Raw genomic sequence first — 24,551 nt, forward strand, 5'->3', positions numbered from 1 at the left:
TTGTACGTAACGCTTTTCCTGCACATCTCCGCTTCCCGATTCCTGATCTCCCTCGTTGAACCACGCGCTGCTTGCGCCCTCCAATCGAGTAATCATGGCTGGTTTGCCATTGTTTCGCCCGGGAGAAAGTCCGCATGGATGCACTGCGTTCCGTCGAAGTCTCTGTTCAGGACCAAAAACTGAAGCCGCCCAGCCTGTTGCTGCTGGCACTGGAAGTGCGTGCGCCGTGGGAATTTGGCGCATCCTTGCTGGCGTTTCCCTTGTTGAAAAACGCTGCGCGTGGTGACGGTCATCCGGTGATGGTATTGCCGGGCTTGATGGCGGGCGATGTATTGACTTTGTTCCTGCGCACATTCCTGCAGGGCAGCGGCTATACGGCCTATGCGTGGGAACAAGGCTGGAATCTTGGGCCGCGCGAGGGCGTGCTCGACGCATGCATCGCGCGTGTCAAGGAATTACGCGAAAAGCATGGGCAAAAAGTCAGCCTTATAGGCTGGAGCCTGGGTGGGATTTTTGCGCGTGAAATTGCCAAGGCATTACCGAATGATGTGCGCCAAGTGATTACATTGGGCTCACCGTTTACCGGCCATCCGAAGGCGAATAATGTGTGGCGACTGTATGAGACCGTCAGTGGTAAAACCGCAATTGACGATGTGCAAATTACCGAAATTCGGAAACCGCCACCAGTGCCAAGCACCTCGATTTTCAGTCGCAGCGATGGTATTGTGTCGTGGCAATGTTGCGTCCAGGAAGAAGGCGAACAGGCAGAAAATATCGAAGTCCATGGCAGCCATACCGGCATGGTCGTCAATCCTACGGTGTTGCATGCGATTGCCGATCGACTTGCGCAAGTCGATGGAAAATGGCGGCGCTTCGACAGGAACGGTCATCAAGGTATAAATAAATGCATTTATCGCGATCCAAAGCGCGCATAAGTTTTAACTATTTTTTGAAAGTTTCAGTTTGCCCATCGCTAAAGTAAATGATCTCGATATCTGGTACGACACGCAAGGCGATCCAGGCAACCCACCGCTTTTGCTGATTGTTGGTTTGGGAATGCAATCGGTATCCTGGCCGGAGTCGTTTTGCAAGGGCCTGGTAGAGCGTGGTTTTTATCTGATCCGTTTTGACAATCGTGACAACGGCCTATCGACCAAGCTGCATCATCTTGGCAAGCCAAATACACTGCTGGCCGTGATGAAAATGGCGTTGCGCATGAAGCTCGCTGCCGGCTACAAACTCGATGATATGGCAGCGGATGCGATTGGCCTGCTGGATGCGCTCGATATTCCCAGGGCGCACATCGTCGGTGCCTCGATGGGCGGCATGATTGCGCAGATCGTTGCCGCACGTTATCCGGAACGCGTCCTCAGTTTGACTTCCATCATGTCGACCAGCGGTCGTCGCGGCTTGCCGGGGCCGACACGCGCGGCGCGCAAAGTACTTTTCTCTGCGGCGCCAGATCCGAAAAATCATGCCGCTTTGACGGAGCACTTCGTCAATCTGATGCAAGTGATAGGCAGCCCGGCTTATCCGACGCCGAAGGAAATTTTACAGGGACGGGTCGACTACACAATCAAACGCAGTCTGGAGCCGGTCGCCACAACACGGCAATTACTGGCAATCGGCGCATCCGGTGATCGCGTTGATCTTTTGAAAAGCATTGCAGTACCTACTTTAGTCATACACGGCATTGAAGATCCGCTGGTACCGATAGCTGGTGGTCGTGAAACGGCAAGTTTGATACCGAATGCCGTGATGTTAGAGATCGCCGGCATGGGGCATGATTTGCCGGACCAACTGGCAGATGAAATCACAGCAAGAATCGCTGTCCATTGCCATGCTTCGGACAATGCCGCAGTCGCCACGCCGATAGTGGCTGCATAAAAAAATGAACAGTCAATTGAATCAGGATATACGGCAGGCATTGCTTGCGAATAAACCGGAAGGCCCGCTAGTGGCGATCGTTTCGCCTAGCGGTTACGCGCCGATTCCTGGCGCTGTCGAGCGCGGAATCGCGACCTTGCAGGCGCAGGGTTGCCGTGTGCGCAACTTCACGGATACTGCCAGCAGATTTCAGCGTTTCGGCGCCAGTGACGATGCACGTATTGCGCAACTGTATGCTGCTGCGCAAGATCCGGAAGTCGATATCGTGCTGGCCCTGCGTGGCGGTTATGGTTTGACGCGGCTATTGCCAGAACTGGATTTTTCGCAACTGGCCGCAAGCGGAAAATTGTTTGTCGGTCATAGTGATTTCACCGCCTTGCAAATGGGCTTGCTGGCACAGGCCGGCGCCATGAGTTTTTCCGGCCCCATGCTGTGCGACGATTTTGTTCGCGATGAATTGAGCGGCTATACGTTGAACAATTTCTGGCAATGTCTGACGCAGCCTGCGCACACGATCACGGCACAGGCTGACAACAATCCCCAGTTACAGGTCACAGGCACGCTATGGGGCGGCAATCTGGCGATGCTGACGCATCTGGTCGGTTCGCCGTGGTTGCCGAAAATAGATGGCGGCATTCTGTGTGTCGAAGACATCAACGAACATCCGTATCGCGTCGAACGCATGATGCTGCAGTTATTGCATGCCGGCATGCTGGATGAGCAGCAAGCGGTATTGCTGGGCGATTTTTCCGGTTATCGCCTGAGCGATTACGATAATGGTTACGACTTTACGCAGATGGTGGCGTATTTGCGCGCGCATTTGCCGGTGCCGGTGCTGACAGGATTGCCGTTTGGGCATGGGCGGGACAAAGCCACGCTGGTGCTTGGTTCCCGGGCTGAGCTGGTTTCGGATTCTGTTTCGTTTTCTTTGACGATGTCTGGATATCGTTCCTTGTTTGATAGTTAATTTTTTATTCTTCGTGCAGATTCAGTTGCCGGGCGAGCCCGAAGCATACGGAGTTAGCTTGAAGAAAGAACAGCATCAACAACAAACCAAAACAATAAACCCAATAAAAAAGGCGCCCCGAAGAGCGCCTTTTTTCATACCTGAAGAAGATTATTGAATCTTCGCCTTGGCACGCAATTGCTGCTGGAATGCCTGCAGTTTTTTCTGTTGCAGGCCTTCTGCGATTTGCGGTTTTACTTCTTCCAGTGTCGGGATTTTTGCTGCGCGTACGTCATCCAGCTTGATCACGTGGTAACCGAATTGAGTTTTAACCGGTGTCTCGTACAACTGGCCTTTTTGCAGTGAAACCATCGCATCCGAGAAAGGTTTGACGAATGCGGCTGGTGCTGCCCAATCCAGGTCGCCGCCATTGTCGGCAGAGCCTGGATCTTTCGATTGCTTGGCCAGCTCTTCAAACTTGGCGCCGCCTTTCAATTTAGCAATGATAGCTTTTGCTTCATCTTCTTTTTCAACCAGGATGTGACGAGCGTGATATTCCTTGTCGCTGGCTTGGGCACGGAAACGGTCGTATTCAGCCTTGATATCGGCATCCTTGACCGGATTCTTTTTCAGGAAATCGGCGACCAGCGCGCGTATCAATATCGATTGACGGGCGATTTCAACCTGGCTTTTTACCTCGGCATTGGTGCCCAGGCCCAGCTTGTCGGCTTCCTGAATCAGGATTTCGCGATTGATCAGTTCTTCCTTGACCATGGCGCGCAGTTCAGGCGTGTCTTGCTGACCTTGTGCAGCCATTTGTTTGATCATGATATCTGCACGTGAAGACGGCACGGGTTTGCCATTCACTACGGCCAGATTCTGTGCCATTGCAGGCAATGCAGCGAATACAAATAATGCGACCAGCAGATGAGCAGGTTTTAAGGTCATATAAATTCCTAATGGAAGTATTTTTTAGAGAGGTACGACAATCTATTTACGGCGCACGTCAAATTTCGGATGGCGCCAAAGCAGTAATGGCTAACGCATGTATTTCTGTCTGCATCATGTCATCCAGGCAATCATACACCAGCCTGTGACGTTTTATCCGGCTCTGTTTTTCAAACTGAGTGGAAATAATACGCAAGCGAAAGTGACCGCCACCAGATGCCGCACCGGCATGTCCTGCATGCAATGCGGACTCGTCTTCCAATTGACATTCCAGCGGGGTAAAAGTTTCAAGCAGCCGTTCCCGTATGTGTTCCATCCGTGTACTCATTGCGGTTCTTTCAGGTATTTAGACAACAACAAACTTTGTATGATGATAAAAGCAAACATCAATCCCATGCCGCCGAACAACTTGAAATTCACCCAGGCGGCGGTGGAGAAATTGAAGGCGACATACAGATTCAGCAAACCCATCGTAATGAAGAAGGCGACCCAGGACAGGTTGACACGACGCCATACACCATCCGGTAGCGACATCTGTTTTTCCATCATGGTGCGGATCAGGTTTTTATTCAGGAAAATCTGGCTGAATAACAGGGCAGCAGCAAAGCACCAGTAGAGCACGGTAGGTTTCCACTTGATGAACGTTTCATTGTGGAAGTAAATCGTTGCACCGCCAAAAAACACGATAATTGCCAGCGATAGCCACAGCGTGCCATCGACTTTTTTCCGGCGTGACAGCAGGTAGCCGATTTGTAAAATGGTGGCGATGATGGCAATTGCGGTGGCGAGCAGGATGGGGGCTTGCGTGACAGTGACTTGTCCGCCGGAAACCAGTCCGGACAGGAATTGCTGGCCGAATGCCTGCGCGGCATCGGCGTTGCCTTCGCCCCATTTGAAGACGGCGAAGAAAAGAATGACAGGGAACAGGTCGAACAGAAATTTCATGAGATCAGCTTTCGTTCAGATCGGGTGTGGCGTCGAAGCGCAGGGATGCCGAGTTGATGCAATAGCGCAAGCCGGTTGGCGGCGGGCCGTCGTTGAAGACGTGACCCAGATGCGCATCGCATACATTACAGATGACTTCGGTACGTATCATGCCATAGGCGCGATCGATTTTTTCCTTCACATTGTCCGGATTGAGTGCGGTGAAATAGCTGGGCCAGCCGCAGCCGGAGTCGAATTTGGTATCCGATGCAAACAGCGGCGTATTGCAGCAGACGCAGGTGTAAATGCCATGCTCGTGATGATCCCAGTAACGGCCGCTGAACGGCGCTTCAGTCGCCGCGTGGCGTGTGACGTCGTATTCTTCATCGTCCAGCATGGCGCGCCATTCGGCGTCGGTCTTGATTACTTTTTCAGTCATGATGAACAACTCACTTCAAGGTCGTTGGCCCAGTCGGGCGGTAAGGCGGCGTACTTCTCGTTTTCCGGCTGTTCGTCAAACGGTTTTTCCAGCACCTGCAATAGTTTGGCCACTTCGGAAAAGTCTTTGTTCTGCGCTTTTTCGATAGCGATTTGCGCCAGGTAATTGCGCAAAACGTATTTGGGGTTGACCGCGTGCATTGCAAGCTTGCGGGCGTCGTCGTCGCTGTTTTCCAGTTGCAGGCGTACCTCGTATTGTAGCGCCCAGTTGTCAAACGCGGCGCGGTCCAGGAACAGGTCGCGCAGTGCTTCGCGGCTGGCTGCATGACCGATGCGCAACTCGCCGAGACGGCGGAAGAACAGCGTAAAGTCGGCATGGCTGCCTTGCAGAACGGCAAACAGTGCATCGAACAGTTTGCCGTCATCCGGCTGCTGCGTTTGCAGGCCGAGCTTGGCGCGCATCAGTTCCGTGAATTTTTCGGCATAGGCCGGTTTGTAAATCCGTAGCGCGTTCTGCGTTTCATCTACATCGCCGATCAAGGGCAGCAAGGTCTGGCCCAGCGCATAGCAATTCCATTCGCCGATCTGCGGCTGGCGTGCATACGAATAGCGCCCCTGCTGATCGGTGTGATTGCAGATGTGGGTGGCATTGAAGGCTTCCATGAAGCCGAACGGACCATAGTCCAGAGTCAAGCCGAGTATCGACATATTGTCGGTGTTCATTACGCCGTGCATGAAGCCGACGGTCTGCCAGTGCGCGATCATCTGTGCAGTGCGCAGCGTGACTTCGGTCAACAGCGCCTTGTAAGGATTTTCTGCTGTTTTGAATTGCGGATAAAACTGGGCGATCACATAATCGGCCAGCGTTTTCAGTTCATCGTGTTTTTCATTGTAAAACCAGTGTTCGAACGAACCGAAACGCACGAAACTCTGCGCCATGCGCGTAGCGACCGCAGCGGTTTCGCGCTGTTCACGCAGCACGATCTGGTCGGAGCCGGTAACGCACAGCGCGCGCGTAGTGGGTATGCCCAGCGCCGCCATTGCTTCCGAACATAAAAATTCACGTATCGATGAGCGCAGCACGGCGCGTCCATCGCCCATGCGCGAGTAGGGCGTCAATCCAGCGCCTTTCAATTGCAATTCCAGCCTGCCGCTGGGAATACTCGCCGGTGCCGGCACATCGCCGAGCAGAATAGCGCGGCCATCACCGAGCTGGCCGGCCCATACACCGAATTGATGGCCTGAATATACGGCCGATAATGGTTTGGAGCCGTCGGGGATGTGATTGCCGGTGAAGGTTTCTATGAAGTCTGCGCTGCTGACGTCGGAAAAATCCAGCCCGATCAGGGCTGCGGCCGAGGCGCTGGCGCATACCAGATAGGGGGCAGGCAGAGGTGTCGGCATCAGCGCGGTATAGTGTGCCGGTGGCAGGGATGCAAACGAATTGGCAAGCGGCATATCATTCAAGTGGCAAACCGCGTGCGGTATGGGGGCATTCATGTCAATTCCTTGTGCGGCGGAAAACCGGGCTGGCGTGGCTATCTGCATGCAATACGGATTTGGCTGTGCTTGATAAAACTGATACAGGCATGTAAGCCGATACAGTCAGCCCAGGATATCCATCATAGATGCAGTAGGTAAAGTATGTATTTTGACAGAGAAGAGTAGAAGGCATGCAGCAGGGGCAGAATAGTTTCTAAATTGTATATTTGGAAAGCTGTTTTCCCGCATAGAGAAAAAACCGGTAATCGCGCTGGATATTTCCCGGCGCGTCTATGGATGGTGCACGGCAGACCCTAGTTATCGGCGCTGACTCAGGTGCTGCTACAGCTTTGATTGCGGCCGCCTTCCTTCGCTTTGTACAGAGCCTGATCTGCTTGCTGTATCAGTTGCTGCGGCGAGTTCTGCTGACGTTGCGGGATGAAGGAAGCGATACCCAGGCTGATGGTAACGATGCCGTCCGGTGTTGTTGCGTGCTCCATGTTCAAGGCTTGAATCGACAGGCGAACACGTTCAGCAATTGCGGCTGCACCGGTGATGTCAGTGCCCGGCAGCAGGATGACAAATTCTTCACCGCCATAGCGAGCGACCAGATCGCCGGTGCGTGCCGTTGCCGTCTTCAATACTCCACAGATTTTCTTCAGGCATTCATCGCCTTGCGGATGGCCGTAACGATCATTGTATTTTTTGAAGTGATCGACATCCAGCATGATCAGCGCGAGCGGCGTCTGATTGCGCATGGCGCGTGCGAATTCATCATCCAGTGCGGCATCGAAACGACGACGATTGGCTAGCCCAGTCAGACTGTCCAGCAATGCCAATGCGGCCAGTTCGCCGTTGCTTCTTTCCAGATCGTCCCGCGCCGTGCGCAGTTCGGATTGTGCCCGTTCGCGCACGGTAATCTGATGTACCAGACGCGCACCCAGCAGCCACAGCAGGAAAAGAAGCATCGCGCTGAAAAAAGCAAAACGTATGGTGCTATTGCGCCAGCTTTCCAGCACTTCATCCGTGGACTGCGCGACCGCAATCAGAAGCGGATAACGATCAAGATGACGGTAACTGTAAATCCGTTCAGTGTGGTCGATCTTGGCAGTGAGTATTGCAGTACCGGAAGCGCCTTGACGCTTGTATAACTGATAGACCGGGCCCTTGCTGATATCGCTTCCGATTACGGCTTCGTCGAAGGGGCGCCGTACCAGTATGGTGCCACTGTCTGATGCAAGCAGGATGGCGCCATCCTTGCCGATATCAAAGTCTTTATAGTACGCAGTGAAATACTGCATGCGGATGGTTGCCAGCACCACGCCGGCAAAATTTCCATCGGCATGCTTCAGCCTGCGCGATACGGTAATGATCCAGTCGCCGGTTGAGCGGCTGCGTATCGGCGGACCCAGATGAGGACCGCTATCAGTGTGGGTGCGATGAAAGATGAAATATTCGCGATCGGCATTATTGAAGTCGGTACGCAGGGTTTCCTGCGAATTGGCTACCCATTGTCCGTGTTCATCGTAGACGAAAAGACCGTGCAGCAAGGGTAAATCCGTTACGCGCTGGCGCAGGAATTTATTCATGCGATCAAGATGCTGCACGTTCCAGGAATCGCGCTCAAGCATTTCCTCCATGCTGACCAGCAGGTTATCGATACCGCCTATCGTATCTTCAGCGTGCTGGGCCAGGGCCTTCGCCATATTGCTGGTGTTGGTTTCCGTTTCGCGTATTTTTTCAGCGCGTGCATGCCAGGCATTTAATGCAAGGATGCTGACCAGTAAAACGGTAACGAGGACGATAAAGACGGTGAGCGCCGCCTGGAGGGAAAGTCGTTTCGATTTGTGGGTAAAGGGGATGGCAACGATCAAAATAAATGTCAGCGTCTGGAGTTAGGTGATTATAGTCCACGGAGAACAGCTTTTCCCTGCTCTCCTTGTTTCTTATGCAAGGATTGACGATAGTTCACATTCGCTTGCTGGACACTATAGCCAGTATTCAAAACGGCGTGCGATCCATTCGCGGAGCCGATCGGAGAATGGTCTTTGCTCCCATTTTTCGCTGGTCACCTCGATCGAATTTTTTATATCCTCATTGAAGGCATTTTCCATGACGGAACCGAAGTCTTGATCGAGAGCAATCAGATTGACTTCATTATTGTGCAGAAAACTGCGCATATCTAGATTGGTCGAACCGACTGTGGACCAGTAGCCATCGATGACGGCAGTCTTGGCATGCAGCACAGATGCCTGCAATTCAAATATCCGTACGCCGCTTGCCAGCAACTGACTGTAAAACGAACGGCCGGCATGCATGACCAGGCCGGTATCGGAGACGCCGGGGAAGACTATTTTCACGTCCAGTCCACGTTGCGCCGCCTTGGTGAGCGCCTCTATCATTTGCACATCGGGTACAAAATAGGAATTGGTAATGTGGATGGATATTTTCGCTTCCTGCATGGCGAGGATATACGCCTTGTAGATTCCATAATCGCCGTCCGGTGTGCTGGCGATGACGCGGACAATTTTGTCGCCCATTGGCTTCAGCGGTGGAAAGTATTTTCGTGTGGCGAGGTCGTCGGTTTTCTGGCTTACCCATGTTTGCATGAATAACCACTGGAAGGAGGCGACTGCCGGACCTTCAACCTGAATGTGCGTATCGCGCCAACCCAGATTCGATTGGCTCCTGGAGCGCGAACGAAACAGTGAGCCGGAAGAATAATCGTCGGTGATATTGATGCCGCCGGTAAACGCGATCGTGCCATCCACGATCAGAATCTTGCGATGGTCGCGATTGTTCAAATGCCATGAAATCATCCGTTTGAATGGATTGACCGGATTGAATTCAAGCAGATTGATGCCGCCATCGCGCAAGCGCTGGAAGAATTCCGGTTTGCTCTTGATGGAACCTACGCTGTCGTAAATGACGTTGACTTGTACACCTTCACGCTGTTTCTGGATCAGAAGGTCGGCAAATTCCTCGCCCAAACCTTCATCGCCAAAAATATAGGTTTCCAGATTGACGTGGTCCCTGGCGTTTTTGATTGCCGCGATCATCGCGGACATCGTCTGCGGACCGTCATTCAGCAGAGTCAATTTGTTCCCGGCGATCAGCGGACTGCCGGTCGCAGCTTCTTCCAGTGCTGCCAGTTCCGGCAAATCGACTTTTGCACTGCGCAGTTTTTGCGCCAGCAGGGATTCGGTTTTTTGCTTGGATAAGTTTGTGCCTGACGCGGTTTGTATCGTGGCGGAATCCTGCGCTTGCAGCGAGGTTTTCAGATATTGCACCTCGGGCAATGAAGCGCAGGCGCTCAAGGAAAAGCAAAGCGCTACAAACAGAAGTTTGATGGGGGGCCGGACGTGTAGAAAATGTCGCATCATTATTGTGCCTGCTTTTTTAGATGGTTCAACATTGTTAGGGCAGCGCGGTTCGAGCAGCCTGATTGCAGGTGGCGCACCCGGTTTATTTCTCTTCTCTAGGGTACTGCCGGACTCAGACAATATGAATCGCCATGGATATGACAGCAATTTCATTAAAAAGTTGGCAACAAGAAAAAATTTTAGTTCATGACGTTCTGTCATGAAACATTCAATTCATGTTTACAGCATTTTTCACTATAGTCCTATACGCATGCTTAAAGAATTTCAGACGCGTGCCGATAACAAAGAAGAAGCGCTGTTTCCGGCGTATTGATAGAGGTGCAAATGGACGTGAGTAATATTGCCAGCCTGGCGACGAGCATGGCGCAACAGCGCAACGATGTCGACGTATCTTTAACCGTTTTCAAGAAAGCGCTCGACATGCAGGGATCGTCGGCGCTCGCCCTGATCGAATCTGTCGCTCAAACGCCGGCAGCACTACCTGCGCATCTTGGTAACCATATCAATACGAAGGCTTGATGCCGGCGTCTGATCGGATCGCTTGATATACGCCTGCTGCGTCCGCATCTGTAGTTCCAATATCAACAGCGGGAATGAAGATGGAAACTGCAGAATCAATACTTGCCTTCTGGTTCGGTACGGACCGCGACGATGCACGGACGGCAGAACAAAAAAAGCAACTCTGGTGGGCCAAGGATAGCGCTGCCGATCAAGAGATCAGTACCCGATTTTCCGCCTGCACAGCCGCAGCGGCACAGGGCGCACTCGATGAATGGCGCGCTGACCCGCGCGGCTTGCTGGCGTTGGTTCTGTTGACCGATCAATTTCCGCGCAATATGTATCGCGGACTTCCCGCTTCCTTTTCATTTGATGCGCAGGCTTTACGTTTGTGCAAGCAGGCCTTGGAGCAGGGCGATGATCGCCGGCTTCGCCCTATAGAACGCGTGTTTCTTTATCTGCCTCTTGAACATTCCGAATCGCTTGCTGATCAGGAGCAAGCGGTGGAATTATTCCGGCAGCTGTGCAATGAAGTGCCTGCGGATCAGCAGGCGGTGTTTGCCGGCTTCCGGGATTTTGCGATCCGTCACCGCGACATCATTGCGCGCTTCGGCCGTTTCCCGCACAGGAACGCCATTCTCGGACGCACATCGACAGCAGACGAACAGGCGTTTTTGCAAACAGCAGGCTCTTCCTTTTAATGCAGATTTGCCGCTGAGGTCAGGAGTGCCTGTTGCGGCGGCGGTGACCGGTGCATGCTGCAGACGCTGGTTTAACTGTGCATTTCCATCATCTGTTCCGGCAAGTTGCACAGCGGTTCGGGTTTTCCTATACCGTAGCCCTGTGCGAAATTGACGTTCATTTCCTGTAGCGCGATCATTGTTTTTTCATCTTCGACAAACTCGGCAATGGTCTGGATGCCCATCACATGGCCGATGTTGTTGATGGCTTCCACCATCGCATGATCGATACGGTCACGCAGCATGTCTTTTACAAAGCTGCCGTCGATTTTGATGTAATCGATAGGCAATTTTTTCAGGTAACCAAAAGAGGACATGCCGCTGCCGAAATCGTCGAGCGCAAAACGGCAGCCGATCCTCTGCAAATCCTGCATCAGCGTCACGGCACGATCGAGATTGGCAATGGCTGCGGTTTCCGTGATTTCAAAACAGATGCCGGAAGGTGAAATGCCGGAAACCTGAAACTGTTCGCGGATATAGGCGATCAGGCGTTCGTCGCCAACTGTTGCGCCGGAAAGATTGATGGAACAGGTATAGGCCACCGCCGGATCGGTGCAGAAGTCGCGATAGTAGGCAAACGCCGTTTTAATGACCCAGAAATCGATGCTGGTCATCAGGTTGTAGCGTTCTGCAGCAGGGAGAAAGAAAGCGGGCGGCAGCAGCTTTCCCTCTTCATCCAGCATGCGCAGCAGCACTTCAAAGTGGATGATTTTCTGTTGCGATGGCTGCAGTGGTGCGATCGTTTGCTTGAATAAAACCATGCGGTTTTCTTCGAGTGCATTCGATATTTTCGCCACCCAGCCCATCTGGCTTTTGCGCTCGCTTAACTCGCCATCGTCAGGATGGCAGACATGGATGCGGTTGCGACCTTTTTCCTTGGCCAGATAGCAGGCACCATCGACGATGCTCAGGATTTCGTTGAGGCTGAGTTCGTCGTCGGAAAAGGTCAGCAAGCCTATGCTGACGCCGATTGAGAACAGTTTGTCGTTCCAGGCAAAACGAAATTCGCTGGCGGTCTGGCGTAGGGATTCGGCGACGTTCAGTGCAGGTTCGGCGGAACAATTGCGCAGCAGCACACCAAATTCATCTCCGCCCAGACGGGCGAGAATGTCGTTTTGTCTCAGTTTTTCCTTCAACACGCGGGTCAATTGCTGCAACAGAATATCGCCGGCATGATGGCCGCAGGTATCGTTGACGATCTTGAACTGGTCGAGATCCATGTAAAGAATGGTATGCGTCCCGTGTTGCGTATGGATGTCATGCAAGGCGCTTTGCAGGCATCGTTCAAATTCGCGTCGATTGATCAGGCCGGTCAGCTCGTCATGCGATGCCTGGTAGGACATCTCGATCTGTTTTTCCTGCTCATTCTGTTTTGCTTCGCGAATGACGTTGCTGAGAAATTCAAATTCGTAAATGCCCTTGTAATTAGGCATTCCATTAGCCTGAATAGAGGCAATGATGGTGCGCACCGGCTTGTGAATGACGCGGCGAAAGTAGAGCACCAGTATCACGCTGATGATCAGCAGGATCAGGCCGATAGCGATATAGCCTTGTCTGATTGTGCTGGCAAACGCTTCATACGCTCTGCCGTCCCGAAGAATGATGACGCGCCAGTCCCATAATTCAAAATTGAATTGATGCGCATAGTAATCGACGTCTTCGTAACTGATTTTTATGAACGGCTTGTCACTTTCCGCCTCGGTATCTGCAATGATTTTTTGCGGCGGCAAGACGGCCTGCTGCAACAGTATTTTGCCGCGCTTTGCCTCCAGCACCAGTACCTGTAGATTGTGCTCGTGTGCATATTCTTCTATTTTTCCAAGCGCATTGCCCTTGCGTACGCGTATCTCCGCTGCGGTATCGGCAAAGCCGCCCAGCAGCAGATTCTGCAATACGGTATCGCAGATGTTGTACAGCTCGCGGGAATTGCGTTCAAGATCATCCAGTATCCGTTCGTTTGCATAGTGCGATACCGTGCGCAGTCCAAACGAAAAAACGGTGCCACCGAGTATCACCATCAATAGGATGATGGGAATGACAGGCGCCAGAATGCGGAAATAGAGGCTGCTGGCAAGTGCGGTGGAGCTTTTTTCTATCGCCATACGGGCTTGGCCGTTATCAGTTCTTGCGGTGCAACGACTTCCTTCTTCCCTTTTTGCCATTGCACGGTCGTCGTGAAATGACGTATCTGCCTGCCGCTTTCATCCACGCCGTAACGTCCCATCACGGTGATGGCATCCAGTCTGGATAAGGCATCCCGGAGTTTTTCGCGATCTATGCTTTTTATCTTGCGTATGGCCGCTTCCAGAATCTGTCCCGAAGCGTAGGCACTGGCCGCATGGTAGGAGGGCAGGATGCCGTATTCTTCGCGGAAGGATTGCGTAAATTCGCGCGCTCCCGGATAAGACAGCGTAGGTTCCCATTGTGAAGTCGAGTAGGTGTAGTCCGCATCGTCCTTCAGCGTATCGGAAAATTTCTGTATGGCCGGGCCCACAGTGGCGTAATAAGCCCTGGGCGTCCAGCCGATTTCCTTCAGGGCGCGACGTCCGTTGACCGCATCGTCGAAATGGCCTGCGACTATTACTGCTTCGGCACCGGCCAGGCGGGCAGCCTGGATGCTGTTGCGGATATCTGTGGAGCCCTTCTTGAAGGTCGCTGAAAGTACTGTCTGCATTTCATAGCGCTTTGCCCATTCGGCAGTGCCGATGCTGATACTTTGCGAAAAGGAATCGTCGGCGGCCACGATGGCGATCCGGTTAATCCCAGATTTGACGAGCAGTTCGAGGAAGCCGACTGAATATTTGCTGCTGGTGACATAGACGCCGAACACATAGTTGCGGTGCTGTTGCCAGATGGAGTCAGCCGATGCGCCGGATGCCAGCAGCGGCATATGATGCTGTTCGGTAATGTTGGAGACGGCTTCGGTGATGTCGCTGGAATAAGGACCGAGCACCAGATCGACCTTGTCGCCAACAATGAGCTTGCGATAAAGATTGCTGGCGAGGTGGGGATCGCTTTTATCATCCAGCATGGTGATCTGTACCTGTTTGCCAAGCAGGCCGCCACGCCGATTAACGTCGCGCTCCCATAGCCGGTATGCCTTTTCATTCATGCTGCCCAGCTCGGCATATTTGCCTGTCTTGCTCACTGTGACGCCGACATGAATGAGGTCGGCAGACCGGGCCAGTCCCGAGATACCAAGTGCAAGCGAAAATAATATCAAGAACAGTATTCGATACCGCAGGCCGTAGCGCATGCAATTGCACCTATAAAGAAGAGCAAAGTTCAGAGTGAGAGTACTTGAATAGTTTTTTTGGTGCAACGTAATGTCAGTATCTTTTAAGCCACAATGCGCTGCATTTATGATGGGCATCACTGTTTTCCGGCATACGATCATCAAGTGAATAAAGACCCTTGCGATCGAAGCAGGGAAGGGGAATATCATGCATGCATACCGGTTTGCTTTTACCTTGTACATGACGCAACTGCTTGTGATGCTCGCGAGAGTTTTTGTCAGCCTGGTGCTTGCCGCGTTTCTGGGCATGGCGCCATCCGGCGCATCTACTGAAGATGGAGCATCCGGCGCTACGCCGCTGATGCTGGCAAACAGCTATCACAGCAATGTTGATTTATCCGCCTACTGGGTCAGCGAAAAATACGATGGTATCCGCGCCTATTGGGATGGCGAACAATTCTTTACGCGTGGGGGCGAACGCATTCATGCGCCGGCATGGTTTACCGCAGGCTGGCCGCAGCTCGCACTGGATGGCGAACTGTGGGCCGGACGCGGACGTTTTGCCGAGGCGGTATCGACCGCACGCCGACAAAAACCGGAGGATGCCGCCTGGCGCAATATGCATTTCATGGTGTTCGATCTGCCACTGCATGGCGGCGTCTTCGACGAGCGCCTGCCGGCATTGCAAACGGTCATTGCCCAACTGGATGTGCCCTGGGTGCAGGCCGTCCGGCAAGTCAGGGTGCGGGATGAGCAATCCTTGCAGGCACTGCTGCAAAAAACCGTGAAAGCCGGTGGCGAAGGATTGATGCTGCATCGTGGCGCATCCTTGTATCGGGCCGCCCGCAACGATGATCTGCTGAAGTTGAAACTGCATGAAGATGCTGAAGCCAGAGTAATCGCGCACCTGCCGGGCAAGGGTAAACATCAGGGGCGGCTCGGCGCCTTGCTGGTGGAAATGCCGGACGGCCAGCGTTTCCGGCTGGGTACGGGATTCAGTGATGCACAACGTACGTCGCCACCGGCAATCGGCAGTTGGGTGACGTATCGATATCGCGATAAAAACCGCAGCGGCATTCCACGCTTCGCGAGTTTCATGCGGGTGCGGGAAGATATTATCGTGCCATCCAGATGATAGTTCGCTAATATTCATTAACGCCATTCATTTTTTACTTATACACGGAGCCATCATGTCGATTTTCTCTTTATCCAAAACGGCTGCGGCCATTACATTTGTATGTGCGAGTTCTCTTGCCGGCGCTATGTCGCTGGCTGACCTCAGCAACAAAGATGCCAGCAGCGGTGTCAAGGCGGCGCTGGAAAAAGGAGCGAGTGTTGCCGTCTCAAAACTTGGCGTCGAAAATGGTTTTCTGAATAATGAGAAAGTTAAAATCGGCTTGCCGAGCGTGCTGGAAAAGGCCATGCCTATTTTGCGCATGACAGGGCAGGGAAAGAAAGTGGATGAGCTGACAGTGTCGATGAATCATGCTGCGGAATCTGCGGTTGCATTGGCTAAACCTTTATTGCTCGATGCTGTGAAATCGATGTCGGTCACCGATGCTAAAAATATTTTGACTGGTGGGGATACGGCGGTCACTGATTTCTTCCGTCAAAAAACAGCCACGCCATTGAATGCGCAATTCCTTCCTGTCGTGAAAAAAATCACCGATAAGAACGGTCTGTCAGCGCAGTACAACGCCGTCATGGGAAAAGCGGGATCCAGCGGTTTGGTATCAAAGGATGAGACTACGGTTGAGGGCTATGTGACGAAGCGCGCACTGGATGGTTTGTACACGATGATCGCTGAGGAAGAAAAAGCAATTCGTGCTGATCCTATCGGTTCCGGCAGTGCGATTCTGGGGAAGGTATTTGGTGCCTTGAAATAATACTGCGGCTATCGGATTGAATAAATTTGAAGCAAACACGTAGTGCCCGACAACGCCTTGATGAACACTCTGTTGATCAAGGCGTTGTCGTTTGCGATGCCTGGGAAAGATTGCGGCTGATTACAAATTGATGCTGTTGTGATGTTGCCGGGAAAAGCTGTTTTTGTACGGATCGTTCATTTCTTCTGTATTCGCAAGGCGAGACCGATAGATGCTTGCGGAATAATTTTGATACATGTTCACCGCTTAAAAAACCGCAGCGACGTGCAATTTTATCGACAGGCAAATCTGTTTCAGTCAGTTGTTGACGAACCGCTTCCAGTCGCAGATGCAATAAAAATTCGTGCGGCGTCCATCCGGTTTCGCGTTTGAACTGGCGCTGAAAATTGCGTTCACTCATCGAAACGAAATTTGCGGCACTGAGTATGTTGATCGATTCTGCCATGTGCTCGGCAAACCAGCGCGATGCTTGCTGGATTTTATTGTTCTTGCTGGGTTCAGCTACTCGAACCGGACGAGCTGTCGTTGGATGATCGCGGCGACGCTGGCAGACAAGCAGGCTGTCTGCAACGCGTTTTGCCACACTTGGACCAAGATCGCTTTCGAGAAAACTGAGTGCCATCTCTGAAGCCATGCCGACATCGCTTGCAGTAAAAATGCCATCGTCTTCCGTCATCATCGCTTCCCGTTCCACTTTGATCTGCGGAAATTCATGTATCAATTTATCTTGCAAGACCCAATGTGTAGTGGCACGACGATTGTCGAGCAAGCCGGCGGCTGCCATCACAAATACACCTGTGCATACGGCGCCTATGCGACGAACTTTATTCTTTGTTTTTTGCAGCCATTCGATCATGCCAGGTTCGAGATATGCAGCGAAATTGCCAGTGCCACTCGCGATGATCAAGGTATCAAATGTATGCTGCTCATGAGACGACAGGGGTAAGGTCATGATTTCGACGGAGGCGGAAGATTTAATGACGCCACCGTAGAGCGATAACAGGGAAATGGCATAGCCTGTCTCGCCAGCAAAGACGGAAGAGATTAATTTGTCGCCAACGCCGAATACATCTGCTGCACCGATAACGTCGGCCAATATAACGCCTTCAAAAACGATGATGCCTATATGTTTGATGGATCTTGCACTGTCGGTCTCTGCCGACATTTTGAAGGACATCCGTTCCATTTTTATCTCCTGTCAAACTGCTTTTTATTGCTCTTACTTTTGAACAAGAATTTTTTCTGGCCACAACAGAAAAATAAATTGCTTCATGGCAAAGCAAATATATTTTCTACAGTGCATGTTGCGACTACGAACTTAAGATGCGCTTAAAGAAAACATTTTATTGCTGCATTTTTGAAATGCAATGGCAGTGTCATTACATTTGGTTACATTTCATTGAAATGGCGGCATCATGATGTTGCCATTTGGTGTTATCTTTTTTCCTTCAATTCATCTTTCAGTCGCGCATTTTCCAGCGTCAGCTCAGCGACGATTTGCTTGAGTTTGGTATTTTCTTCCTGCAAGCACTTTAAATCCTGCGGGAAGCCTGGCATCGCGCTGTAGTGTTTCTTCCAGTCAAGAAAAGTGTGTTCCGATACGCCTGCTTGTCGGATCACATCTTTCAATGGCATGCCTAATTCCTCTTGTTTCAAGGCTGCTGCAATCCGATCGCTCGTTATTGTCCGCTTCATCGCATGACCTTTTGTTTCTGTTCCGTTGCGCCAATACCGCTAGGAGAATCAGTTTCATCTTTTTCATTTCGCTGCGGATAAATCAGGCAAAGGTTCCAGCCCCATACGCCTGCGTACGATAGGGTCGGTGTACTCTCCTGCAGATTGCGGCGAGCCGACTGAGTAGGTCGTTACTCCCGGAGCTTGCGCTTGAGTTGGTGCCGAGCTGGGACAGGCGCGACCAGTTGCTTCAACCGCTTTGCGATTGGCTGCGCTTTGACATAGCAATGCGAGTGCAACATCATTCATGCCCATTGCACGGAATTCGCGCGAATCAAGACGGCGTACGCACGCTTCATCAACCATCGTCGTACCACCTGACAGACCCCAACCGACGGCTGATATGCCACCCGATACCGATCCCATGCAGGTATCAGAAAGTGTTGTGGTCAGCGATGGTGCGATCGTGCTAGGCACATTCTTGACGGTATAGCTGCCACCGTAATCGACAGTGGCTTTGGTATTGTTGGCACTGCTGCCTGGTGCACCTACGTCACCGATTGCGGCTGGAGATGCGCCGCCGCTACCCGAACCCGAACCTGTGTTAACCGAAACGTTTACATTCGATGCGCCACCAGTTGCTGAGCCACCAGTTCCGCTACCACCGGTGGCTGAACCGCCTGCACCGCCGGCACCACCTGTTGCTGTGGATGACGAAGATGATGTCGGTGCTCCACCTGAACCACCTGAACCACCTGAGCCACCGGAGCCACCGGAGCCGTTATGCATGTTTCCCGACCACGCTGGCAAGGCGAACATTGAGGCTACCAGCACACCTAGAATTTTGCTTTTCATGGCGACTCCATCACATTATGATTTTTGAAATTCAGGGAGAGAGATAACTCTCTCCCTGTTTTTCGGACTGCCTTAGCAGTAGCCGGTTGCGTACTGCTCAATGGCCGCCATTAACAATAACCGCAGCAGAATTGCCGCCGTCGCCACCATTGCCGCCGAATGCTGCACCGCTCTTCGTATCGCCACCAATCGTTACCGATTTTCCATCTCCGGCGTAGTTGCCGTTGTTGCTGGCCGAGTTGGCATCGCCGGTGTTGGATTTTGTTTCTCCGCCGATTGCGAGAGAATTACCGTTGAAGCCCTGCGACGCGCCAGTTGTGTCGCCTGTCCTTGCGCTACCACCACCACTACTTTTATCGCCGCCACGGCCCCGATCGCCGTAGCCCCCGCCGCTGCCGCCGCCACCGGCGCCGGTGACTTTAGCTGTGTTGCTGGTGTTGGCGGTGGTGTTGCCACCCGTTGATCTGGTGCCGCCTGTGGCCGTGAAGTTGCCGCCTGTGTTTGCTGGGCCGCCGTTGTTGGTTTGAAATGCAGAGCCGCCATTTGCATTACCTCCAGTAGTTGAACCACCGGTGACATTGCCTGACGTTGCGCTGCCGCCGCCGCCGCCATTGCCGCCAGTTGAAACGGCACTTACACCTGCCGTTGACATTGGTGGATGTGAAGGAGGAGGTGGATTGTATGGACCACCATGACCACCCGCAAATGCTGCGACGGCGAACATTGATGTAATGGCTGCTGCAATGATGTGACGTTTCATTTTTGATTCTCCTGAATGGATGGATACCAGTACCTTGATGTCTTTTTCAATAGGTTCCGACTGGCAGATATGTCTTGAGAAAGATGATGCTGATATCCGCCACTCGGGCTAATCCATTTGCGCCAGTGCTTGACTGGCTTCGTCTGGATTGGATTGATAATAGGACGCCGACCTTTTTTCTTTACGACAAAACCTTGTCTGCTTCGGACAGTCGCATCTGGCGTTTTTGGGAAGTTTTTTGATTGAAGAAAATGCGAGGGGTGAAAATATTTTTTCTGTTTTTGCAGATTGTTAAATCACGTGAAATACCGATAAGGAAAAACAGAAAGTATGGGCGGAGAAGTAGATGAGTTGTGATTGTATCGATTTGTTTTTCAATAGAAGTGCATGAAAAAAAATCGTAAAAAATATTCGTGAGAACGAATGTTTTTTTAGGGGAGGGGACTGTAAAAAAGATTTGAAAAAGACAGATGGTTTCAACTTGTTTTGGAGGCCTCTGTCAGTATAGGCATTGCCTCATTTCTTGAATCCTTGGCAGAATTTTTTCAATACGGTTTTCCCTCTCAAGTATTACTTTCCAACGTGGTCGCCGACTGCATGCTACGGCAGCATGCCGGTCGATAGCTTTATATTCGCCATCCGGCTATTCGCCATCCGGCGGATAAGCGCTGCTGCAGATTTTTATGTCAGGCAGGTCGGCAGGCATTACTTTGACTTCCATCAGTAGATCGTGCCGGCTGGCAACAGGGATGGGCCCTGCGCCAGCATCCAGGCCGTGTCAGAAAACTGCCTTACGCATGATCGATCCTTGTCGATGACAGTCTGAATACGCTGACTGTCTGCGAGAGATGCTCAGCTTGCACCTGAAGAGATGCGGCAGCAGCAGCGGCTTCTTCCACCAGTGCGGCATTTTGCTGAGTTACTTCATCCATCTGTCCGATAGCTTGATTGATTTGTTCGATCCCGCTGCTTTGTTCATGACTGGCCGCAGTGATGTCACTCATGATGTCAGTCACGCGTTTGATACTGTCGACAACTTCGTTCATGGTGCTGCCGGCCTGATCGACCAGTTTGGCGCCGACATCCACTTTTTCAACCGAATCATTAATCAATGTCTTGATTTCCTTCGCTGCTGCTGCCGAACGTTGCGCCAGGCTGCGTACTTCGGATGCCACTACGGCAAAGCCGCGTCCCTGTTCACCGGCGCGTGCGGCTTCGACTGCCGCATTCAGCGCCAGAATATTGGTCTGAAATGCGATGCTGTCGATGACGCCGATGATGTCGACGATCTTCCTTGACGATGCATTGATCGAGCCCATGGTATCGATCACCTGCGAGACGACGGCACCGCTCCTGACTGCAACCTCCGATGCGGACATGGCAAGTTGATTTGCCTGTCGTGCATTGTCGGCATTCTGTTTCACGGTCGAGGTCAGCTCTTCCATCGATGAGGCGGTTTCTTCCAGCGAGCTGGCCTGCTCCTCGGTACGTGACGAAAGATCGAGATTGCCGGCAGCGATCTGATTCGATGCAGTGGCGATGGTGTCGGTGCCAGCGCGTACATCGCCGACTACTTTTGCCAGACTGTCGCGCATGCTTTTCATCGCATACAGCAGGCTGGTGCTGTCGCTCGGGCGCGTCTTGATGTCAAGCGACAAATCGCCGGCAGCGATGGCGCTGGCAAGATTGCTTGCGTCATCTGGTTCGCCGCCGAGCTGTCTGAGCAAGCTGCGCGAAATGATCATGCCGATTGCAAACAGAATGGCAGCCAGTATCAATGCACCGACTGCAAAGGACAGCAAGCGACTCATGATGGTGGCTTCAACCGTATCGAGGTATACGCCGGAGCCGATAATCCAGCCCCATGGCGAAAATCCCTTGACGTACGATATTTTCGGCACCGGTTGCTCGCTGCCCGGTTTGGCCCACATATACGGAACGAAGCCGGCACCTTCAGCCTTGACGAGCTTGACGAATTCCACAAACAGATGCTTGCCTGTCGGGTCCTTGTTGGCAGACAGGTCCTTGCCGTTCAGTGCCTGGTTGATCGGATGCATCAGCATGCGCGGATGCATATCGTTGATCCAGAAATATTCGCTTCCGCTGTAACGCAAGCCCTTGATCGCCTGCATCGCCTGCTGTTGCGCCTGCGTATCGGTCAAGCTGCCCTTGCTTGCGAGGTCGTGGTAATGAGTCAGTAAGCCGTGGGCCGCTTCTACTACCTGTCGCACATTATTTTTTCGTTCTTCCAGTATCAGTTTTCGTTCGGAAATCAGAAACAGCGCAGTCAGTACGACGATGCCCAGGATGGCGCTGGCGGTGAGCAAGCCAAGTTTTTTTGCGATGCTCATGGAGCGGCGATTTTGTAATGCGGACATGTGTCTTCCCCTTTGGTGTCACTATTTTTTATTTGATGTGGGCAGCTTGTTCGAGCAAGCTCATCCCGTCGCCGGATATCAATTTTTCGATGGCCGGTGAAATTCACATACATTTGCTAAAGGTGCGCAGGCGAATCAGGATTCCGCAGTTGAATACTGGGTCAATCTCTGAAGCGGAATTGATGCACAGGTGCAGTCTTGATGCTGCTAGTGGAGAGGTGATTTTGCATAAGTCCTCTTCATCTTGGCTGGAGATACTTACTTTATGCTTACTCCATCTTGATTTTTATGTGAGAAAGCCTTTGCTTGAAAACTATTCATCTATCAATAAATTTTTTGCGAGATATTCCTACCTGCCCTTTTGTAGCGGTGACAAATGAGAGTGGTGTCCGGTGCGGTGCTGGGCAGTAGTGGGGGATGAGTTGAGTTGAATATCAGTCACGGCTGGGCACGGGCTATGATTTGCAGGACGGGTGTCTGATGTCATGTTGCGGACTATCAGGGTGAGTACGCAGCCTTGATAGTCCTGCGTACATCGCCTGATGCTGCCGCGGTTTTTATCTGGCGGTGACCTGCATGTCGTTTGCGATCCAGTCGAAGACCGACGCATGCATCGGTTTCCAGCCGAGCTCCTTGCGTGCCTTGTCAGCCGTTACGCGACTGTTGGAACCGAAGGAATAAACGGCATGGCCGTATCCCCATTCCTTGATCGCTTCTTCGATCGGCCATGATTGCGATGCACCGAGTTGCAGACGTTGGGCGATGGTCGCAACGATATCGGCATACGATGCTTCGCCGTTTTCAACGAAATAGAAAGAGCCGGCCGGTGCATTTTTCAGAGCCAGCAAATACAATTCAACGACGTCCTTGATGTGCACGTTGGACCAGACGTTGACGCCCTGGCCGACATAACGCGCGATGCCGCTTTTTTGCGCCTGCGCCACCAGCGGCGGAATTTGCACGCTATCGGGGCTGGCACCCAGGCCGGTGCCGTAAATCATGGTGTTGCACAGAATGACGGAACGCACGCCACGCTGTGCCGCATCGCGTATCAGTTTGTCGAGCGCAGCACGCGGCGCTTTTCCCGGCACCACGGTAACGGGCGTGTCTTCGGCAAAGACGGTATCGGACTTCCATTCGCCGCGCGCATCGTCGCCGATGACGCTGGAACCGCTGGTATGGATGAAGGCCTTGCCGGAACCTGCAAGGGCGTTGAGCAGGGTTTCGACGGAAGCCAGATGATCCGAGCTGGCAGCATTGATGACTGCGTCGGCCTGTTTTGCTTCGCGTGTTAAAACCTCGCTGTCTTCCAGTGTGCCGATGACGGGCGTGATGCCGAGTTGCTGTACGCGATTCGCCTGTTCCTGCGTACGCACCAGGCCATGCACCTGATAGCCCTCCTGCAATAAACGCGCTGCGACTGAGCCGCCGATAAAACCTGCCGCGCCGGTAATGAATACGTTCATGTTCTGTCCTTTTTATATATGGATGAGTGATGTTTCTGTGGGCGTCATCCCATGCATGCCGGCTGACCGGACGGCAGGATCAAGCCCATGAACGTACTATGCGGGCATTTATTGTTGAGAAAAATAGCTGTACCATCAAATGATATTTTCCCTGGGATCAACAATGGATATCAATTCCGATGATTTGAAAACCTTTGTCGCCGTCATCGATAGCGGTACGCTGGGTGCAGCGGCGCAGCATCTGGGGCAAACGACTTCGGCGGTCAGTCGTGGGCTGTCGCGGCTGGAAGAAAAACTGGCGACTTCCTTGCTGACGCGCACCACGCGCCGGATGGAGTTGACCGACGAAGGTCGGCTGTTTCTGAAGAAAGCTCGCGCGATTCTGGCTGCGATGGATGAGGCGGAAGAGGCTATCCGGGTGCGGCGCCAGCAGCCGAGCGGGCGCTTGCGTATCGATGCTGCGGCGCCGTTCATCCTGCATGCCATCGTGCCGCATGTGGCCGAGTTTCGTACGCTATACCCGCAAATTACGCTGGAATTGACGAGCAATGATCAGGTCGCGGATTTGCTTGAACATCGTACCGATATTGCGATCCGTATCGGCAACCTGCAGGATTCGACGCTGCACGCGCGCGCCTTGACGGCCAATCCGCTGCATCTGCTGGCCAGCCCCGACTACCTGCAACGACACGGCACGCCGACCACGCCGGAACAATTGGCCGAGCATCAGTTGCTGGGTTTTTTGCAATTTGAATCCGGCAATACGTGGCCGATACGACATGCCGGTGGAGAAGGCCTGACGGTTACGCCTGCCTTGTTTGCGTCGAGCGGAGAAACATTGCGTGCGCTGGCCTTGCACGGGCAGGGCATTGCCAGCCTGGCCGATTACATGACACGGGACGATATTGCAGCCGGCCGGTTGGTCAGAATTCTGGAAAATTACTACACCGGCTATCGGCAACAGATCCATGCGGTGTATTACCGGAACACGCAGTTGTCGCGAAGAATCAGTTGTTTTCTGGAATTTTTGCAACAAAAGTTATAGTTATTT

Annotated in this window: 23 protein-coding genes; 8 read left to right on the top strand and 15 right to left on the bottom strand. The window is 52.5% G+C overall.

Annotation, left to right across the window (positions count from 1 at the left end; genetic code table 11):
• The first annotated feature begins 134 nt into the window (after nt 1-134).
• From ACIQW9_RS03730 to ldcA, 3 genes are read left to right on the top strand one after another with little or no spacing between them, the layout of a single operon-like run.
• Nucleotides 135-935: a lipase family alpha/beta hydrolase gene (locus ACIQW9_RS03730; RefSeq protein WP_402333102.1), complete on the top strand. Its 801-nt coding sequence runs from the start codon at nt 135-137 to the stop codon at nt 933-935.
• 28 nt (nt 936-963) lie between these two features.
• On the top strand, nt 964-1,887 hold the full coding sequence (locus ACIQW9_RS03735; RefSeq protein WP_402333105.1) for an alpha/beta fold hydrolase: 924 nt from the start codon (nt 964-966) through the stop codon (nt 1,885-1,887).
• 4 nt (nt 1,888-1,891) lie between these two features.
• Nucleotides 1,892-2,854, top strand: coding sequence for a muramoyltetrapeptide carboxypeptidase (gene ldcA, locus ACIQW9_RS03740; protein WP_402333107.1), 963 nt, complete (start codon nt 1,892-1,894; stop codon nt 2,852-2,854).
• Nucleotides 2,855-3,004: 150 nt separating this feature from the next.
• Here ldcA and ACIQW9_RS03745 read toward each other — a convergent pair whose 3' ends face one another.
• The 7 genes from ACIQW9_RS03745 to cls form a co-directional block, all read right to left on the bottom strand.
• Complete coding sequence (locus tag ACIQW9_RS03745) at nt 3,005-3,781, bottom strand: peptidylprolyl isomerase (protein WP_402333110.1); 777 nt, start codon at nt 3,779-3,781, stop codon at nt 3,005-3,007.
• A 58-nt stretch (nt 3,782-3,839) separates the two neighbouring features.
• A complete protein-coding gene (locus ACIQW9_RS03750; RefSeq protein WP_041322344.1) occupies nt 3,840-4,109 on the bottom strand; it encodes a BolA family transcriptional regulator in 270 nt (89 codons plus the stop codon).
• Complete coding sequence (locus ACIQW9_RS03755; RefSeq protein WP_011871221.1) at nt 4,106-4,726, bottom strand: septation protein A; 621 nt, start codon at nt 4,724-4,726, stop codon at nt 4,106-4,108. Before ACIQW9_RS03755 ends, ACIQW9_RS03750 begins: the two co-directional genes overlap by 4 nt.
• A gap of 4 nt (nt 4,727-4,730) precedes the next feature.
• Nucleotides 4,731-5,144: a peptide-methionine (R)-S-oxide reductase MsrB gene (gene msrB / locus ACIQW9_RS03760; protein WP_402333114.1), complete on the bottom strand. Its 414-nt coding sequence runs from the start codon at nt 5,142-5,144 to the stop codon at nt 4,731-4,733.
• Complete coding sequence (locus tag ACIQW9_RS03765) at nt 5,141-6,643, bottom strand: YdiU family protein (RefSeq protein WP_402333117.1); 1,503 nt, start codon at nt 6,641-6,643, stop codon at nt 5,141-5,143. The genes msrB and ACIQW9_RS03765 overlap by 4 nt, the downstream gene beginning before the upstream one ends.
• 314 nt (nt 6,644-6,957) lie before the next feature.
• Nucleotides 6,958-8,499: a sensor domain-containing diguanylate cyclase gene (locus ACIQW9_RS03770; protein ID WP_402333120.1), complete on the bottom strand. Its 1,542-nt coding sequence runs from the start codon at nt 8,497-8,499 to the stop codon at nt 6,958-6,960.
• 114 nt (nt 8,500-8,613) lie between these two features.
• Nucleotides 8,614-10,005 carry a cardiolipin synthase gene (cls, locus tag ACIQW9_RS03775; protein WP_402337858.1) on the bottom strand — a complete coding sequence of 464 codons (1,392 nt, stop codon included), beginning with the start codon at nt 10,003-10,005 and terminating at the stop codon, nt 8,614-8,616.
• 327 nt (nt 10,006-10,332) lie between these two features.
• Here cls and ACIQW9_RS03780 point away from each other — a divergent pair, with 327 nt between their 5' ends.
• A complete protein-coding gene (locus ACIQW9_RS03780) occupies nt 10,333-10,527 on the top strand; it encodes a YjfB family protein (protein ID WP_402333122.1) in 195 nt (64 codons plus the stop codon).
• An 80-nt stretch (nt 10,528-10,607) separates the two neighbouring features.
• The gene (locus ACIQW9_RS03785) at nt 10,608-11,207 is read left to right on the top strand and encodes a DUF924 family protein (RefSeq protein WP_402333125.1); all 600 of its coding nucleotides are present in this window, start codon (nt 10,608-10,610) and stop codon (nt 11,205-11,207) included.
• A gap of 71 nt (nt 11,208-11,278) precedes the next feature.
• Here ACIQW9_RS03785 and ACIQW9_RS03790 read toward each other — a convergent pair whose 3' ends face one another.
• Both ACIQW9_RS03790 and ACIQW9_RS03795 read right to left on the bottom strand, forming a co-directional pair.
• Nucleotides 11,279-13,348 (bottom strand): putative bifunctional diguanylate cyclase/phosphodiesterase, encoded by a 2,070-nt coding sequence (locus tag ACIQW9_RS03790; RefSeq protein ID WP_402333128.1) that lies wholly within the window; start codon nt 13,346-13,348, stop codon nt 11,279-11,281.
• The gene (locus tag ACIQW9_RS03795; RefSeq protein WP_402333131.1) at nt 13,339-14,790 is read right to left on the bottom strand and encodes an amino acid ABC transporter substrate-binding protein; all 1,452 of its coding nucleotides are present in this window, start codon (nt 14,788-14,790) and stop codon (nt 13,339-13,341) included. Before ACIQW9_RS03795 ends, ACIQW9_RS03790 begins: the two co-directional genes overlap by 10 nt.
• On the opposite strand from ACIQW9_RS03795, the gene ACIQW9_RS03800 reads away from it, so the two are divergent.
• On the top strand, nt 14,723-15,616 hold the full coding sequence (locus ACIQW9_RS03800) for a DNA ligase (RefSeq protein WP_402333134.1): 894 nt from the start codon (nt 14,723-14,725) through the stop codon (nt 15,614-15,616). The two genes, ACIQW9_RS03795 and ACIQW9_RS03800, sit on opposite strands and share 68 nt — an antisense overlap.
• Before the next feature lie 55 nt (nt 15,617-15,671).
• Nucleotides 15,672-16,367 carry a DUF4197 domain-containing protein gene (locus ACIQW9_RS03805; protein WP_402333135.1) on the top strand — a complete coding sequence of 232 codons (696 nt, stop codon included), beginning with the start codon at nt 15,672-15,674 and terminating at the stop codon, nt 16,365-16,367.
• Between the two features lie 76 nt (nt 16,368-16,443).
• Here ACIQW9_RS03805 and ACIQW9_RS03810 read toward each other — a convergent pair whose 3' ends face one another.
• From ACIQW9_RS03810 to ACIQW9_RS03835, 6 genes are all read right to left on the bottom strand, one after another.
• On the bottom strand, nt 16,444-17,553 hold the full coding sequence (locus tag ACIQW9_RS03810) for a GlxA family transcriptional regulator (protein ID WP_402333138.1): 1,110 nt from the start codon (nt 17,551-17,553) through the stop codon (nt 16,444-16,446).
• 248 nt (nt 17,554-17,801) lie between these two features.
• Nucleotides 17,802-18,062, bottom strand: coding sequence for a transposase (locus ACIQW9_RS03815; RefSeq protein ID WP_402333141.1), 261 nt, complete (start codon nt 18,060-18,062; stop codon nt 17,802-17,804).
• Between the two features lie 63 nt (nt 18,063-18,125).
• The gene (locus ACIQW9_RS03820; RefSeq protein WP_402333144.1) at nt 18,126-18,896 is read right to left on the bottom strand and encodes a histidine kinase; all 771 of its coding nucleotides are present in this window, start codon (nt 18,894-18,896) and stop codon (nt 18,126-18,128) included.
• Nucleotides 18,897-18,993: 97 nt separating this feature from the next.
• A complete protein-coding gene (locus tag ACIQW9_RS03825) occupies nt 18,994-19,656 on the bottom strand; it encodes a hypothetical protein (RefSeq protein WP_402333146.1) in 663 nt (220 codons plus the stop codon).
• 791 nt (nt 19,657-20,447) lie between these two features.
• On the bottom strand, nt 20,448-22,034 hold the full coding sequence (locus tag ACIQW9_RS03830; protein ID WP_402333149.1) for a methyl-accepting chemotaxis protein: 1,587 nt from the start codon (nt 22,032-22,034) through the stop codon (nt 20,448-20,450).
• 557 nt (nt 22,035-22,591) lie between these two features.
• Nucleotides 22,592-23,500, bottom strand: coding sequence for an NAD-dependent epimerase/dehydratase family protein (locus ACIQW9_RS03835; protein ID WP_402333152.1), 909 nt, complete (start codon nt 23,498-23,500; stop codon nt 22,592-22,594).
• 163 nt (nt 23,501-23,663) lie between these two features.
• Between ACIQW9_RS03835 and ACIQW9_RS03840 the strand changes: the two genes are divergently transcribed.
• Nucleotides 23,664-24,545 carry a LysR family transcriptional regulator gene (locus tag ACIQW9_RS03840; protein WP_402333154.1) on the top strand — a complete coding sequence of 294 codons (882 nt, stop codon included), beginning with the start codon at nt 23,664-23,666 and terminating at the stop codon, nt 24,543-24,545.
• Nucleotides 24,546-24,551: the final 6 nt, after the last annotated feature.

This window comes from Herminiimonas sp. NPDC097707, assembly GCF_044761395.1.
In the GTDB taxonomy this organism is placed as follows: domain Bacteria; phylum Pseudomonadota; class Gammaproteobacteria; order Burkholderiales; family Burkholderiaceae_D; genus Oxalicibacterium.